The organism is Geomonas diazotrophica, assembly GCF_019063885.1.
GTDB lineage: Bacteria > Desulfobacterota > Desulfuromonadia > Geobacterales > Geobacteraceae > Geomonas > Geomonas diazotrophica.
This window is the reverse complement of sequence record NZ_CP077684.1, coordinates 290,526-305,388: the sequence shown is the minus strand read 5'-3', so window position 1 is coordinate 305,388 and position 14,863 is coordinate 290,526. Positions and strand designations below refer to the sequence as shown.

Genomic DNA, 14,863 nt, shown 5'->3' with positions numbered 1-14,863 from the left:
CGCTTCCCATCCCCCGACGAAACCGCGCAAAGGGGAGGCGGGGAGTTGGCACATCCTCACGCGGAGACGCGGCTAGCGCATCTTCAGCGTCGAGATGGCGACGAGCGCAAGGATGATGGTGATGATCCAGAACCGGACGATGATCTTCGGTTCGGCCACCCCCTTCAGCTCGAAATGATGGTGAATGGGCGCCATGCGGAAGATCCGCTTGCCGCGGTACTTGTAGGAGCCCACCTGGAAAATGACCGAGAGCGCCTCCACGACGAAGACGCCGCCGACGATGACCAGCAGGATCTCCTGCTTGGTGAGCACGGCCAGGGTGCCCAACCCTCCCCCCAGCGACAGGGAGCCGACGTCCCCCATGAAGACCTCGGCCGGGTAGCTGTTGTACCAGAGAAAGCCAAGTCCCGCGCCGACCATGGCCCCGCACAGGACGGCGAGCTCGCCGGCGCCCGGGACGTACGGGATCTGCAGGTAGCCGGAGAGTCTCGCGTTACCGGCGATGTAGCAGAAAAGCATGTAGGTGGCCGCGTTGATGGCCACCGGCCCGATCGCCAGCCCGTCCAGGCCGTCGGTCAGGTTCACCGCGTTGCTCGCGCCCACGATGACCAGGGTCACGAACGGGATGAAGAGGATACCCAGCTCCGGGTGCAGCCTCTTGAAGAACGGGAAGTAGAGCTCGGTGGAGAAGCCGGGGAGGTAGTAGAGGAAGATGCCGACGCCGCCGGCCAGAATCACCTGCCAGAACATCTTCTGGCGCGGCGAGAGCCCCTTGGGGTTCTTTTCCACCACCTTCTTGTAGTCGTCCACGAAGCCCAGCACCCCGTAGCCTGCGATGATGAGCAGGGTGAGCCAGATGAAGACGTTCTTCAGGTCGGCCCAGAGGAGGGTCGGCACGATGATGCAGACCAGGATCAGCACCCCGCCCATGGTGGGGGTCCCCTGCTTCTTCAGGTGCGACTCGGGACCGTCGGTGCGGATCACCTGGCGCGCCTGCAACCCTTCGAGCTTCCTGACCACCCAGGGCCCCACGATGAAGGAGAGCACCAGCGCCGTGATCATGGCGTAGATGGTGCGGAAGGTCAGGTATTTGAAGACGTTGAAAAGCTTGTAGTCCGAGGCGAGCGGATACAAAAGATGGTACAGCATCAGTCATGCCCCCCTTGTTTCGTGGGTGCCAGCGCCTCTTTTACCGCCGTCGCCACCTTTTCCATCTTCATGCCGCGCGACCCCTTGAAGAGGACGCAGTCGCCGGGCTGAAGCCAGGCGATGAGCCCGCCGGCCAGCGCCTCGTGGCTCGTCGCGCGCACGATACGCTCGGCGGGAAGCCCCGCTTCGAGCGCCCCTTTCTCGACCTCCGCGGCCAGTTCGCCCAAAAGGTACAGGCGCTCCACGGTGCCGGCGGCCTTGCGGCCGAGCTCCCGGTGCGCCTCCTCGGTACCGAGCCCCAGCTCCAGCATGTCGCCAAGGACCGCCGCGCTGCGCGCCCCGTCCGCCACCTCGTGCAGCGTGGTGAGGGCCGCCGCCATGGAGGCGGGGTTGGCGTTGTAGCTGTCGTCGATCAGGGTGATGCCGGCGACCTCCTCGAGCTGGAAGCGCTTGTCGTAAGGGGTGAACTCCTCGAGCCCTTGGCGGATCACCGCTCCCGGCACGCCCAAGGCGTGCGCCGCGGCCGCCGCGGCCAGGGCGTTGTAGATGTTGTGCCGGCCGAAGGCCCTGAGGGTGACCTGCTCCTCGCCGTCGGGTAGCCTCAAGGTAAAGCTCTCCCCCAGCTTCCCAAGCCCCCTGATGGATGCGGAGGAGACCTCCGCGCCGCGAAGGCCGAAGGTGAGCCGGGTCACGTTCAAGTGGGTCGGACAGGCGGAGACGAGGGGGTCGTCCACGTTGTAGACCGCGACCGCGCCTTCCTTCAGGCGCAGGAAGAGCTCCCCCTTTGCGCGCGCCACCCCTTCCACGCTCCCCAGGGTCTCCAGGTGCGCCGGGAAGGCATTGGTGATGATCCCCACCTGCGGCTCGGCAATCTCGGCCAGGCGATCGATCTCGCCGAACTCGCTCATGCCGATCTCCACCACCGCCCAGCGCTCGCGGCCGGTGAGCCTGAACAGGGTGAGCGGCAGGCCGATCAGGTTGTTCAGGTTCCCCTCGGTCTTCAGGCCGGGGCCGGTCTGGGACAGGATGCCGGCCAGCATCTCCTTGGTGGTGGTCTTGCCGTTGCTGCCGGTCACCGCGACCACCTTGAGGTCGAAGCGGCGGCGGTGCCAGGCGGCCAGATCCCCCAGGGCACGCAGGGTGTCCGGGACCGCTACCGCGCAGGCACCCGCCGGCAGGGCGTGTCCGGCGAGCCAGCTCTCGGCCATGAGAAACGCGGTGACCCCGCGTCCCGCGGCCGTGGTGATGAAGTCGTGGCCGTCGAAGCGCTCTCCCACGAGCGGCACGAACAGCTCTCCCGGGGCGACCTGGCGCGAGTCGGTGGACACGCCCGACACCACGGTCTGCGCCTCCCCGATCATCCTGCCGCCGGTTGCCTCGGCTATTTCTTTCAGCGTGAACATCGCCATCTAAATCCCTGTTTCCTTTATGCTGCCGGGCGTCTCGACGCCCTTCGTTTTCCGTTTTTCCAAGGCACGACGCAAAACCAGTAATGTGCCGCAAAATAAGGGAAAAGGGAACCTTTTTTTACGCCCTGAGTTTCAGGGCCGCGGCCGCCTCTTCACGGTCGTCGAAGTGGAACTTCTCGGTGCCCACGATCTGGTAATCCTCGTGCCCCTTCCCGGCCAAAAGCACTATGTCGCCGGGCCGGGCGGCCAGGATGGCGGTGCGCACCGCGGTGCGCCGGGACTCGATGGTGGCGAACCCCTTCTCGCGCACCCCCCCTTCCAGTTCCTCCAGGCTGTACTCCTTCAAGCCCGTCGGGATGCCGGCCCGGACGTCTTCGAGGATCGCCTGCGGATCCTCGGTGCGCGGGTTGTCCGAGGTGACGATGGCGAGGTCGCTGTAGCGGGCCGCGATCTCCCCCATCACCGGGCGCTTCCCCTTGTCGCGGTCGCCGCCGCAGCCGAAGATGGTGATGATCCGGTCGGTTTTCAGCTCGGCTATGGTGGAGAGGACGTTCTCCAGCGCGTCGCCGGTGTGGGCGTAGTCGACCAGCACGATGATCCCCTGGTCGTTTTGGACCCGCTCCAGGCGCCCCGGAACCTTCTTGTGCCCCTCGATCCCGGCCTCGATCGCCTCCTTGGGGATCCCCAGGGCGAGCCCGGCACCCACGGCACCCATCATGTTGTACAGGTTGAAGCGACCCAGGAGGTCGGAGTTGATGTTGATCTCCCCCACCGGCGAGTTGAGGCGGCAGCGGATTCCGTGCACCGAGAAGTTCACCTCGGCGACGCTCAGGTCGGCCGGTGCGTTCACGGCGTAGGTCAAGACCGGCGCTGCGGAATCGGCCGCGATCCTCGCCCCGTAGGGGTCGTCCAGGTTCACCACCGCGCGCCGAAGCGGCTTGTGCGCGCTCGGGGTCAGAAGGTCGGTGAAGAGCCTCAGCTTGCTCTGGTAGTAGGACTCCATGTCGAGGTGGTAGTCGAGGTGGTCGCGGGTCAGGTTGGTGAAGATGGCCACGTCGAAGATGCAGCCGTCGGCGCGGCGCTGCTCCAGGGAGTGCGAGGAGACTTCCATCACCGCGCCCTTCGCCCCCTGGTCCACGAGCTCCCTCAGGATCCGCTGCAGGTCGACCGATTCGGGGGTGGTGTTCGGGGCCGGGATGCTGGTGCCGCCGAAGCGGTAGCTGATGGTGCCCAAAACCGCTGCCGGGATGCCGGCCTGCGCCATGATCCCCTCGACCAGGTAGGTGGTGGTGGTCTTGCCGTTGGTGCCGGTGATGCCCACCAGCGGGATCTCCCCGGTGGGGGTGCCGTAGAACACGGCGGCCATGAGGCTCATGGCGCGGCGGGCGTCGGGGACCTCGACGCAGGCGACCCCGGCAACGGCGCAGGGGCGGTCCGCAACAATTGCGACCGCCCCCCCCTTTACAGCGGATGCCACGTATTCTGTCCCGTCGCTCTTCACGCCGCGCAGGGCGAAGAAGACGGCACCGGGCGTCACCTGCCGCGAGTCGTAGCAGAGCGACCCTATCTCGATGGCGTCGTCCCCGGTCACCTTGGCGCCCGGAACACATGCCAGAAGTTGTTTCAGTTTCATACTTCCCCCATGGTCAGGCCGTCGGCACGAAGCGTACCCAGACCTGGTCCTGCGTGGTGATGCGCGCTCCCGGCGGCGGGTTCTGTTCCACCGCCCTCCCGCTCCCCTGCAGCTTGACGTTGAGGCCGCGCTGCTCCATGACCCTCAGCACCTGCCTCATGCTCATGCCGCGGAAGTTGGGCATGGTCCCGGCGTCCGCCCCTTCGACCGTCCCCCCCTCGACCACCGCCTGCTCCGCCTGCGGGGTGACCTTCTCGGGTGCCGGCGCCGGCTTCTTCTTGATGCTCTTGTCAGGCGGGACGTTCAGGTAGCAGAGGGACTGCTGCGCTATGGCGCTGAACGCGGGGGCGGCGACGACCCCCCCGTACACGTTGGCGGTCGGCTCGTCCACCATCACCATGATGGCCAGCCGCGGCTTCTCGACCGGCACGAACCCGATGAAGGAACCGATGCGCTTGCTGGCCGAGTAGCTGCGCCCCTCGACCTTCTGGGCGGTGCCGGTCTTGCCGGCGACCCGGTAGCCGTCAACCGCGGCCCCGGTCCCGGTCCCGCCATCGGCCACGACCCCCTCCAGCATGCGGGCCACGGTCCTGGCCGTCTCCGGGGAGACCACCCTTCTCTTCAGCTGCGGCCCGAACTGCTGCAGCACGACCCCCTCGTCGTCCACGATCCGGTCCACCAGGTACGGCTTCATCAGGTTGCCGCCGTTGGCGACGGCGGACACCGCGGCGGTAAGCTGCAGTGCGGTGGCGGTCACCCCTTGGCCGAAGGAGATGGTGGCCAGGTCGATGCCGTACCACTTCTCCTGCGGGCGGAGCATCCCGGAGACCTCGCCGGGGAGGTCGATGCTGCTCTTCTCTCCGAACCCGAAACCGGTGAGCGCCGTGAACAGGCGCTGCGACCCGAGCCTCTGGCCGATCTTGGCGGCGCCGATGTTGCTCGAGTACTTGAGGATCTGCGGCACGGTCAACGCACCGTACTTGTGCGTGTCGTGGATGGTCCTGCCGTACATGTTGCAGGAGCCGTTCTCGCAGTTGAAGCTGTCGCCCGGGCGGATCACCCCCGCCTCCAGCGCCGCCGCCACCAGGAAGATCTTGAAGGTGGAGCCGGGCTCGAAGCTGTCGGCTATGGCGCGGTTCCTGATCGCCCCGGGGGCGAGCTCCTTGATGTTGTTCGGGTTGAAGGAGGGGTAGTTGGCCATGGCCAGCACCCGCCCGGTGTCGGGCTCCATCACGATGGCGATCCCCGCCTTGGCACCGTTTTTCTCGATGGTCTTGGTGAGCTCCTTCTCCGCTATGTACTGGATGTTCTTGTCCAGGGTGAGGACGACATTACTCCCCTTGGAACCCGCCTTCCCCTCGCTCCCCTTCTTGAGGGCGATGTCGCGCCCCAGGGCGTCGCGCTCGGTCACCAGGTAGCCGGTGTTGCCGAGGATGATGTTGTCGTACTTCTTCTCGACCCCTTCCAGTCCGCTCGGGTCGACCCCGGTGAAGCCGATCACGTGGGCGGCGACCTGGGAGTTCGGGTAGAAGCGGCGGCTCTCCTTGACGAAGCCGACCCCTTCCAGGTCGAGCGCCTTCACCCTTTTCGCCTGCTCGGGGGGCATCCTGCGGGCCAGCCAGACGAAGTTCTTCGCCCCCTTCAGCTTCGCCTCGAGCTCATCCTTGGAGTACCCAAGCGCCGGGGCGAGCTGCGCCGCGGCCTCGGGGATGTTCTCCATGTTCCGGGTCTCCGCGTAGCAGGAGTCCATCTCGATGGAGACGGCGAAGGGCGCGTTGTTGCGGTCGTAGATCCCGCCGCGGCTGGGCGTCAGCAGGATGCTCTTCTGGTGCTGCTTCTCGGCGATCTTCACCAGCTTGTCGTTGTCAAGCACCTGCAGGTAGAAGGCGCGTCCGGTTGCCGCTATGAAGAATCCGACGAAGAGCAGAGCCACGAAGCGCATGCGGACCCTGGCCCATTTCTCCCACTTGTCTATCACTTGACCAGGACCACCTGCTGGTCGGTGGGGAGCGCCATGCCGAGCTCACCCTTGGCCAGCGCCTCGATGCGGGCCGGCGCCTTGAGCGACGCCACCTCAACCTTGAGGCGCTTGTTCTCCTGCTGCTGCTCCCTGAACTGCCGGCTCGCCTCGCCTATCCTCAGGTTCATGTCGATCACCTCGACCCGGGACCAGACGTGGAAGATGGAGACCAGCGTGAGCATGACCATGACCCCCGTCAGATAACGGAAGCTGATCCAGTTTTCCCTTACTACCGCGCCCGGGCGTGCCGGTGCGGCGACCTTGCCGTAGGCAACTTTGCTCTGTGCCATAGTGCTACCTCTTGTTAAATCTTCTCGATGCCTCTAAGGCGTGCGCTCCGGGAGCGCGGGTTCGCTTTCAGTTCCTCATCCCCGGCCTTGACCGCCTTCTTGGTGAGCACCTTGTACTGGGGCACCCGTTTGCAGACGCAGATCGGGAGTTCCTTGGGGCAGATGCAGCCGGCGGAGGCGTCTCGGAAGGCCTCCTTCACGATGCGGTCCTCCAGCGAGTGGAAGGAGATCACCGCGCCGCGCCCTCCGGGTTTGAGGAGCTTCAAGAGGTCGGAAAGCCCGTCCTCCAGGCTCTTCAGCTCCTCGTTGACCGCTATGCGCAACCCCTGGAAGGTCCTGGTCGCCGGGTGCAGCCGCTCTTCCCACTTCGCCTTGGGAATCGCCCCCTTGATGACGTCCACCAGTTGCATGGTGGTCTCGATCGGGTGCTCTTCCCTCGCCTTGACGATGAAGGAGGCGACCCTCTTGGCCCAGCGCTCCTCGCCGTAGTCGGCGATGATGCGGTGCAGCTCCCCCTCGGAGAGGGTGTTCACCAGGTCGGCCGCGCTCGGCCCCGAGCTTCGGTCCATGCGCATGTCCAGGGGCGCGTCGGCCTGGAAGCTGAAGCCCCGCTCCTCCTTGTCCAGCTGGTGGCTGGAGACCCCGAGGTCGAGCACGAAGCCGTCGATCGCGGCCACACCGGCTTCGGCCAGGGTCGCGGCTATGGAGGAGAAGTTCCTCTGGAAGATCCTGACCCGGTCCCCGAAGGGTGCGAGTCTTTCCCGGGCCACCGCGATTGCTTCGGCGTCGCGGTCGAAGCCGATCAGCATGCCGTCCGGCGCGCTCGCCTCGAGGATCAGGCCGGCGTGGCCGGCGCCCCCCAGGGTGCCGTCCACGTAGATGCCGCCCGACTTGGGGGCGATGAGCTCGAGGACCTCGTCCGGGAGCACCGATATGTGATGGAAGTCCGCCATCTAGAGACCCAGACCCGCGAGGGCGGGCGAATCGAGCGGGAAGTTCTGCTCGTCCTGGGCGCAGACCTGGGCCCAGACGGCCTGGCTGTAGATGTCGATCTTTTTCTGCATGCCCACGAAGTGGAGTTCGCGCTCCAGCTGCGCGGTCTTTCTCAGGTCGGTGGGGACCAGGATGCGCCCCAGCTTGTCCGCCGTGCATTCGACGGCGGGGACCAGGACGGTGCGGCGCACCGCGGCCAGCTGTTCGACGGAGAAGCCGAGGGCGGCCCCGTCCTTGAGCCTTTCTTCCAGGGCCAGGAACTCGGTGTAGGGATAGATGACAAGGCCATAGCCCATCGCCCCACCCCCCAGCCGCAGCGGACTGGACTTGGTGAGGAAGAAGCGCTCGTCGCCGAAGCTGTCAACCAGAACCTCGCGGAATTTCGCGGGAATGCTGGTGCGCCCCTTGGCGTCGATGGTCGTGTCGAACTTCCCTCTGAACATGGTTTCCCCGGCACTCGTTGCCACTTTATACCACTACATACCACTTTCGTGCACGAACTATACGGGAGGCACGCATTGATGTCAAGGCAAAATTAGCGGCAAATAGGGAATTTTTGGGAGGTTTTCCGATGAGTTAAGCGGGGAGCGGGAACCGGTGGCAAGAAGTGGTAAAAGCCGGGGGGGTGAATCGGGGCAAATTAAAAAGCCTAGCGAACAGCGCGGTGGAAAACGAGGCGGGCGGGGCCTTGATGACCCCGCCCGGAACGGTGCGACATTACTAATTCTTTTTCCTGTCGAACAGGGACACCACGTTCCCCTTCTTCTGGGAGCCCCCGTTGTCGACCGGGGGGACCGGCTTCAGGGGAGGCTCCGGCGAGACGATCTTCTCGAGCATTATGGGCGTCCCGGACATGGTGAAGGGGGCGCCGTTCACCTGGCTCTCGTCCAGGATCCAGTTGTAGACCTGGAGCGGCACGGTGAGCACCAGGAGCTTCACCTGCCACCACCCCGGCTTCGCGTCAGGCGAGATGTCCTCGATCCTGGCGTGGAAGGCGGGTTTGTTGTCGATGTGCACCAGCACGATGTCGTTGATCGTTGTAGCCATGGTCACTTCTCCTGTGGGGTCAAAGCAGGGTCAAAGCAAGGGGCCGTCCATGCTCCGCGCCGGGAACAGGGCGCGGATCTCGGCGTAGCGGGCGGAAAGCTCCTGCTCCATCCGGTAAAAGCGGGACACCTCGTCCCGCGTCAGCTGGTCCTCGATGAGGTCGCAATTAAAGGTGATGCAGTTGAAGGGACGGTAGCCGGCGGGGATCAGGCATTCCGGCTCGCCCAGAAACGGGCAGAGGCCGTTGTCGAAACGGGGTGCGAAGAGCGGCTTTGCCGTGGCCAGGTAGACCAGCAGGTCGACGGCGCTGAAGTGGTAGCGCCCCCTGACGCAGCAGGCCCCGCCGCAGCCGGCGCAATGGGCGGCGGCGTCGGCGCGGGCGACCAGTTGCTGCATCGCCTCCTTGTGCGCCACCATGCCGCGGGCGTGCCCTTCCAGGTTCTGCCGGGCGGCATCGGAGAGCCGCTCGAACGCCGCCGCCACCCTGCTCACCGCCTCCTGCCACTCATGATCCCATCCGGCCACGCGAAACCTCGTGCAACATAAAAAAACGCCGTCCGGAGCGACCGGAAGGCGGTCTATACTTTAAAACCGTTTTTTTAAACGCAAAGACGCCAAGACGCAGAGACCGCACAAAAACGAAGAACGGCAAAGGCATGAAGCGGCGCGCCCCCCACGGCTTTGCGCCTGGACCCGGTCGTTCGAGACTCGGCACTCAAGGCTTGGGGCCCGCCGTCGCCGGGTCAGGCCGGAGCGAGCGGACGGCGAAGCTTGAACGTCTTTTGTATTTTTGGCCGAAGCAGCCCGTAAGCCGGGTTCTGTTCCCGCAACCGGTTACCCGGAGGCGGGCGATGGTCATTCATCTAGGAGTGCCGTTGCCGACACCCTCAAGCAACCAACCCGGAAGCACGGACGGGCCGTCCTTGGCGCTTCCCTATTTGGTCTTGCTCCTGGTGGGGTTTACCTGGCATCCGGCGTCGCCGCCGAACCCGGTGAGCTCTTACCTCACCCTTTCACCCTTACCCCCCTTCGCCAAGGCTTCGGAGGGCGGACTTCTCTCTGTGGCACTTTCCCTGGGGTTGCCCCCGCTGGACGTTATCCAGCACCATGCCCTGTGGAGCCCGGACTTTCCTCCCTCCCCCTTCGCACAAGGCTACGGGGGACGGCGGCCATCTGGTCTGCTTCGGCCAAAACTTAACTGCAGTCTGAGACAAAGATTGAGACTAAGAAAAGGCGCCCCCTTGGGGTTGTGCCTGCTTAATCTTAGTCTCAGTCTTAATCTGGATTCTCTTTAGTCCTGCACTTCCAGCTTCATGATCAGGATACGCTGGCAGTGGGGACAGGTCACCACGTCGTCGGCACGGAACAGGGTGTTGTAGAGCTGCGGCGGCAGATGCATGTTGCACCCCATGCAGTTCCCTTCCTTGGCCTCGACCACGGCGACACCCCTTCTCTGGTCGCGCAGCTTGCTGTAACGCTTCATGACCGAGGCGGGGAGCCCCTTCACGGTCTCCTCGCGGGTGGCGGCATCCTTGGCGATCCCCCCCTCCAGCGCATCGACCTTCTGCTGCACCTCGGCCTGCTGCGCGGCGACGTTGGTCTCCATCTCGGAGAGGTCGGCTTCCCGCTTGGCGATATCGCCGTTGATCTCCTCTATGGCGTTGATCTTCTGCAGGATCTGCTCCTCCAGCTCGGCGATCAGCTTCTTCGCGCCGGAGATCTCCTTGGAGACGGCCTGGTACTCCTTCTGGGTCTTGATCTCCTTGAGGTGCGACTCGGAACGGGCGATGTTGTCGTTCTCGGAAGCGAGGTTCGCCTCGAGCGCCCCCTTCTCCTCCTCGAGCGCGCTCACTTCTTCACGCCGCGCCGCGATCTTCTCGCGCGCTTCCGCAAGCTTCGCTTCCAGCGCCTGGGACTCGCCCAAAAGCTGCGCCTTCTCGCCGTCCAGACCGTCGATCCTCAGGTCGATCTCCTGCAATTCGTATAACGCCTTCAGTTTGTTACGCAAAATCCGCCTCCCCAACTACCTTTTTATGTTCTCAAAGAGCAGATGCCTCACCAGAAGGTGAAAGGTTCCTGCTCTCCCTGGTATTCAACTATTTCCGCCTCGAAGCGGCGCGCCGCGAGGAACTCCCGCAACTGCGCCCCGAGCCCCTGCACCATAAGGCGCTCGGTGGCAAAGTGCCCGGCGTCGAGGAGTGCCACCCCGAGGGCCTCGGCCTCGCGCGCCTCGTGGTATTTCACGTCCCCGGTCACGAGGATATCGGCACCCTTTCGCGCCGCGTCGTGCAGCAGCGAGACGCCGGAGCCGCCGCAGACGGCGACCTTCTTCACCTGGCGCTCGGGATCCCCGACCAGCCGCACCCCGGCGGCGCCGAGACGCTCCCGGACCTCCTTCGCAAAACACGCTGCCGTTACCGGGGCAGCCAGCGTCCCGATCCGCCCCAGCCCCCGCGGTGCCCCCTGGTTCAGCACCGGGTACAGGTCGTAGGCGGGCTCCTCGTAGGGGTGCGCCCCCTTCATGGCGGTGACGGCGGGACCGATGCGGTCCTTCATGATCAGGAGCTCGAGCCTGCTTTCCGGCTCCGCGTGCCCCGCCCCGACCTCGCCCACGAACGGCTTGGCGCCGGCAAGCGGGGTGAAACGCCCGGTCCCCTCCGACTGGTAGGAACAGTCGCGGTAGTTGCCGATCAGGGGGATGAAGGGGGAGAGCGCGGCCAGAAGCTTCTCCTCGAAACCGCACGGCGCGAAGAGCACCATCTTGGCGTACTCCTCCCCGCCGGTGATCTTCAGCGGCTGCGCACCCTGGATCCCCAGACGGCCGGCCAGGAGGTCGTTCACGCCCCCTTGGGCTATGTCGAGGTTGGTGTGCATGGAGATGATGGCGAGGTCGTGCTTGAGGGCGAGGATGGTAAGGCGGCCGGTCTCGTCGGCGGCGGTGATCTTTTTCAGCGGGGAGAAGATGAAGGGGTGGTGCGTGACGAGCAGCTGGCAACGGGCTTCGATGGCCGCCTCCACGGCGGGACGGCCGGGATCGAGCGCCACCATGAGCCGGGAGACCGGGGCGACCGGGTCGCCCAGCTGCAGCCCCACGTTGTCCCAGGATTCAGCGAAGTGAATTGGGGCGATTTTACCAGTTATTCCAACTAGATCCGAAATTCTTGGAGTTATCATCGCGCTCAAAAGAAAAAGAGTGCAACCGCTTGGTGTGCACTCTTTCTCCCCACTAGAAGTGTATTTTTTCGTCTGACCAGGTGCTTTAAGGGCATCCCCACATCATCCTAATTTGTAAGGTGGTGGGCCCACCAGGACTCGAACCTGGGACCGACCGGTTATGAGCCGGTAGCTCTAACCAACTGAGCTATAGGCCCGAAAAGCGAAATTAAAACATATAGTAAAAGGGTTAGCGTGTCAAGCTTCTATTTTAATGACAGAAGCCCGCTTCCCTAATACATCTCGTACTTGAGCAGGCGACACTCGATGGGGCCGTTGTAGAGCACCATCCTCCGGGTCGCCTTCAGTCCGACCGACTTGGCCAGTTCGAGGTTGCCGGTGAAGAGGTAGGCGGTGTACCCCTTGCAGCGCTGTTTCAGGGTGTCGCCGATCTCCTTGTAGAGCGGACGCAGCGCCTCCTGCTCGCCGAGCCTCTTGCCGTAGGGAGGATTGACGATCAGCACCCCCGGCCCCGGGGGCGGGGTGAGCTCGGCCATGGGGAGGCGTCCCAGCACGAGGTGCTGCAGCACGCCGGCGCGCTGGGCGTTCTGGGCCGCCATGCCGACCGCGGAGTGGGAGAGGTCGGTACCCTGCACCGGCGCGGGAAGCCGCTCCAGCATCCCGGCGCGCGCCTCGGCCACGATCCGCTCCCAGAGCGCCCGGTCGAACCCCTGCCAGCGCTGGAAGCCGAAGCGGCGGTTGAGCCCGGGGGGGATGCGCAGCGCCTTGAGCGCCGCCTCGATGGCGATGGTGCCGGTGCCGCACATGGGATCGACCAGCGGGGTGCTGCCGTCCCAGCCGGAGAGCTCCACCAGCGCCGCCGCCAGGTTTTCCTTGAGCGGGGCCTCGTGACGGTCCAGGCGGTAACCGCGCCGGTCCAGCGGTTCGCCGGAAAGGTCGAGGCTCAGGGTGCAGCGGTTCTTGAAAAGCCGCACGTTGACGCGCAGGTCGGGGTCCTTTGTGTCCACGCTCGGGCGGCTACCGTAGTGGTCGCGCAGGGCGTCCACGATGGCGTCCTTGGTCTTGAGCGCCACGAAGCCGGAATGGGTCAGCGCGGAGTCGCGCAGGTTGCAGTCGACGGCGAGGGTGAGCTCCGGGGTGAGGAAGCGCTCCCAGGAGACGCCGCGCACGCCGCGGTACAGCTCCTCCGGGGTCTCGCAGGGAAACTCGGCGAGCGTCATCAGCACGCGGCTCGCGCTGCGCAGCCAGAGGTTGGCGCGGTAGGCCGCCTCCATCCCACCGGCGAAACGGGCGCCGCCGCTCTCTACCGACACATCGGACACCCCGAGCCTCACCAGCTCGGCAGCCAACGCCTCTTCCACCCCCTTGGCGGTGGTGGCGAAAAAAAACTGTTTCATCCCCTCTCCTTGAAAAACGTGCCGGCACTGTCATGAGAAGCTCAGGCCTGCCGAGCCACCGAAGGCACCCCCCTGCCGCTCACCTTCATTAGGACTATACACGCAGCGGCTTTGCCGCCGCAACGGCAAAGCGTAAATTAATGTTGTCCGGCCGTTGCACTGATTAAAAAATAATGATAAAAAATTAATTTCTTTAGTTGGCTGAGGTTGTGCCGATACATATTTTCATGAGCGCCGTGCCAGCCTGCTTTCCCGGCCCAACCGTCGCCGGCGGAGTGTTTTCCCCTCCGGCGCGGCGGTTGCCTTTGCGTCGCCATCGTTTACAATTTTCCGGTGTCCGGTGCCACAATCCCTTGGTTTTTCGGAGAAAACCGCACATGAAGAGACTGTTAAGAGTCCTGATCGTAGAGGACGCCCCGGACGATGCCCAGCTGATCGTCATCCAGCTCGAGCAGGGGGGCTTCGACGTCCATTTCCAGCGGGTGGACAGCGCTCAGCCCCTGGCCGAGGCGCTCGACTCGTCGCCGTGGGACGTCATCATCTGCGACTACGTGATGCCCGGCTTCAGCGGCCTGAAGGCGCTGCAGATACTCAAGGAGCGCGGCAGCGACATCCCCTTCCTGATGATCTCCGGGAAGGTCGGCGAGGAGGCCGCGGCGGCGGCCATCCGCGCCGGCGCCGACGACTTCGTGCTCAAGGGCAACCTGGCCCGGCTGGTGCCGGCGGTGCAGCGCTCCATCGCGGAGGCGACGCTGCGGCAGCAGAGTCGGCGCCACGAGCAGGAACTGAAGGATAAACTGGAGTTCATCCAGATCCTCATCGACACACTCCCCACCCCCATCTTCTACAACGATCCCAACGGCCTGTACCTCGGCTGCAACAAGGCGTTCGAGGAGCAGATCGGCATGAAGCGGGACGGGCACATCAACAAGAGCATCTACGACATCCTCCCCCCGGACCTGGCCGCCCTCTACAGCCGCGGCGAGGAGACGGCGCAGAACGGGGTCGGCCCGCGCAGCTTCGAGGGGACCATCACCTGCGCCGACGGCGAACGCCGCGACATGATCTTTTACAGCGCCACCTTCAAGAACTCGGGGAGCAGCTCCGGGGGAGTGGTCGGGGCGCTGCTGGACATCTCGGAGCGCAAGCAGGCCGAGCTGAAGCTGCGCTATCTGAGCAGCCACGACATCCTGACCGGCATCTACAACCGCGCCTATTTCGACGAGGAGCTCGAGCGGCTGAGCAAGGGGCGGAAGTTCCCGGTGAGCATCGTGATGGTCGACGTGGACCGCCTGAAGGAGGTCAACGACCAGCAGGGGCACGCGGCCGGCGACGACCTGCTCCGGCACGCGGCCGAGGTGCTCAAGAACGCCTTCCGGCGCGAGGACGTGGTCGCGCGCGTCGGGGGGGACGAGTTCGCGGCCCTCCTCCCCAACACCGACGAAGCCACCCTGCGCGAGGCGATGGAGCGGCTCCAGGCCCAACTGGCCCAGAGCAACGATGAGCACCCAGCCCTCCCCTTGAGCCTCTCCATCGGAGCCGCCACCGCCCACGACGGGGAGGAGCTGATGGCGTCCTGGCGCCTGGCCGACCAGAGGATGTATCGACAGAAGAAGGGTCGCAAAAACAGCAACGCCGGCAGCAGGCAGCACCAGTTGGTGGCCTAGAGCCGGCGGGGAGCAATGAGGGCGCGCGTCCCGGGATCGGGGCGCGCGCCTTTTTTATCGGGTGCAGCGAAAGCTTTTCGCCAG

Annotated in this window: 13 protein-coding genes, 1 tRNA gene and 1 other RNA gene; 1 reads left to right on the top strand and 14 read right to left on the bottom strand. The window is 65.0% G+C overall.

Going from position 1 to position 14,863, the window contains the following annotated elements:
• Nucleotides 1-72: 72 nt before the first annotated feature.
• The 14 genes from mraY to KP003_RS01240 form a co-directional block, all read right to left on the bottom strand.
• The gene (mraY, locus tag KP003_RS01305) at nt 73-1,149 is read right to left on the bottom strand and encodes a phospho-N-acetylmuramoyl-pentapeptide-transferase (protein WP_216499105.1); all 1,077 of its coding nucleotides are present in this window, start codon (nt 1,147-1,149) and stop codon (nt 73-75) included.
• Nucleotides 1,149-2,558 (bottom strand): UDP-N-acetylmuramoyl-tripeptide--D-alanyl-D-alanine ligase, encoded by a 1,410-nt coding sequence (locus KP003_RS01300; RefSeq protein ID WP_216499106.1) that lies wholly within the window; start codon nt 2,556-2,558, stop codon nt 1,149-1,151. Before KP003_RS01300 ends, mraY begins: the two co-directional genes overlap by 1 nt.
• A 118-nt stretch (nt 2,559-2,676) precedes the next feature.
• Nucleotides 2,677-4,191 carry a UDP-N-acetylmuramoyl-L-alanyl-D-glutamate--2,6-diaminopimelate ligase gene (locus tag KP003_RS01295; protein ID WP_216499107.1) on the bottom strand — a complete coding sequence of 505 codons (1,515 nt, stop codon included), beginning with the start codon at nt 4,189-4,191 and terminating at the stop codon, nt 2,677-2,679.
• 13 nt (nt 4,192-4,204) lie between these two features.
• Nucleotides 4,205-6,169: a penicillin-binding protein gene (locus tag KP003_RS01290; protein WP_216499108.1), complete on the bottom strand. Its 1,965-nt coding sequence runs from the start codon at nt 6,167-6,169 to the stop codon at nt 4,205-4,207.
• Nucleotides 6,166-6,501 carry a cell division protein FtsL gene (gene ftsL / locus KP003_RS01285; RefSeq protein WP_216499109.1) on the bottom strand — a complete coding sequence of 112 codons (336 nt, stop codon included), beginning with the start codon at nt 6,499-6,501 and terminating at the stop codon, nt 6,166-6,168. Before ftsL ends, KP003_RS01290 begins: the two co-directional genes overlap by 4 nt.
• A gap of 14 nt (nt 6,502-6,515) precedes the next feature.
• Entirely contained in the window at nt 6,516-7,454 is a 939-nt protein-coding gene (gene rsmH / locus KP003_RS01280) for a 16S rRNA (cytosine(1402)-N(4))-methyltransferase RsmH (protein WP_216499110.1), read from the bottom strand.
• Nucleotides 7,455-7,937, bottom strand: coding sequence for a division/cell wall cluster transcriptional repressor MraZ (mraZ, locus tag KP003_RS01275; protein WP_216499111.1), 483 nt, complete (start codon nt 7,935-7,937; stop codon nt 7,455-7,457).
• Between the two features lie 277 nt (nt 7,938-8,214).
• Entirely contained in the window at nt 8,215-8,541 is a 327-nt protein-coding gene (locus KP003_RS01270) for a hypothetical protein (RefSeq protein WP_216499112.1), read from the bottom strand.
• A gap of 30 nt (nt 8,542-8,571) precedes the next feature.
• The gene (locus KP003_RS01265; RefSeq protein ID WP_216499113.1) at nt 8,572-9,066 is read right to left on the bottom strand and encodes a hypothetical protein; all 495 of its coding nucleotides are present in this window, start codon (nt 9,064-9,066) and stop codon (nt 8,572-8,574) included.
• 267 nt (nt 9,067-9,333) lie between these two features.
• Nucleotides 9,334-9,726: RNase P RNA component class A (gene rnpB / locus KP003_RS01260), an RNA gene on the bottom strand.
• Between the two features lie 106 nt (nt 9,727-9,832).
• The gene (locus KP003_RS01255; RefSeq protein WP_216499114.1) at nt 9,833-10,549 is read right to left on the bottom strand and encodes a zinc ribbon domain-containing protein; all 717 of its coding nucleotides are present in this window, start codon (nt 10,547-10,549) and stop codon (nt 9,833-9,835) included.
• A 47-nt stretch (nt 10,550-10,596) separates the two neighbouring features.
• The gene (locus KP003_RS01250) at nt 10,597-11,715 is read right to left on the bottom strand and encodes a Nif3-like dinuclear metal center hexameric protein (protein WP_216499115.1); all 1,119 of its coding nucleotides are present in this window, start codon (nt 11,713-11,715) and stop codon (nt 10,597-10,599) included.
• Nucleotides 11,716-11,835: 120 nt separating this feature from the next.
• Nucleotides 11,836-11,912, bottom strand: a tRNA-Ile gene (locus KP003_RS01245).
• 75 nt (nt 11,913-11,987) lie between these two features.
• Nucleotides 11,988-13,112: a THUMP domain-containing class I SAM-dependent RNA methyltransferase gene (locus KP003_RS01240; RefSeq protein WP_216499116.1), complete on the bottom strand. Its 1,125-nt coding sequence runs from the start codon at nt 13,110-13,112 to the stop codon at nt 11,988-11,990.
• 377 nt (nt 13,113-13,489) lie between these two features.
• Between KP003_RS01240 and KP003_RS01235 the strand changes: the two genes are divergently transcribed.
• Nucleotides 13,490-14,779, top strand: coding sequence for a sensor domain-containing diguanylate cyclase (locus KP003_RS01235; protein ID WP_216499117.1), 1,290 nt, complete (start codon nt 13,490-13,492; stop codon nt 14,777-14,779).
• The last annotated feature ends 84 nt before the right edge of the window (nt 14,780-14,863 follow it).

Coding starts and splice junctions, on each gene's coding strand:
- KP003_RS01240 (WP_216499116.1), bottom strand. CDS start 13,112: ATGAAACAGTTTTTTTTCGCCACCACCGCCAAGGGGGTGGAAGAGGCG.
- KP003_RS01300 (WP_216499106.1), bottom strand. CDS start 2,558: ATGGCGATGTTCACGCTGAAAGAAATAGCCGAGGCAACCGGCGGCAGG.
- ftsL (WP_216499109.1), bottom strand. CDS start 6,501: ATGGCACAGAGCAAAGTTGCCTACGGCAAGGTCGCCGCACCGGCACGC.
- KP003_RS01295 (WP_216499107.1), bottom strand. CDS start 4,191: ATGAAACTGAAACAACTTCTGGCATGTGTTCCGGGCGCCAAGGTGACC.
- mraZ (WP_216499111.1), bottom strand. CDS start 7,937: ATGTTCAGAGGGAAGTTCGACACGACCATCGACGCCAAGGGGCGCACC.
- rsmH (WP_216499110.1), bottom strand. CDS start 7,454: ATGGCGGACTTCCATCACATATCGGTGCTCCCGGACGAGGTCCTCGAG.
- KP003_RS01270 (WP_216499112.1), bottom strand. CDS start 8,541: ATGGCTACAACGATCAACGACATCGTGCTGGTGCACATCGACAACAAA.
- mraY (WP_216499105.1), bottom strand. CDS start 1,149: ATGCTGTACCATCTTTTGTATCCGCTCGCCTCGGACTACAAGCTTTTC.
- KP003_RS01250 (WP_216499115.1), bottom strand. CDS start 11,715: ATGATAACTCCAAGAATTTCGGATCTAGTTGGAATAACTGGTAAAATC.
- KP003_RS01235 (WP_216499117.1), top strand. CDS start 13,490: ATGAAGAGACTGTTAAGAGTCCTGATCGTAGAGGACGCCCCGGACGAT.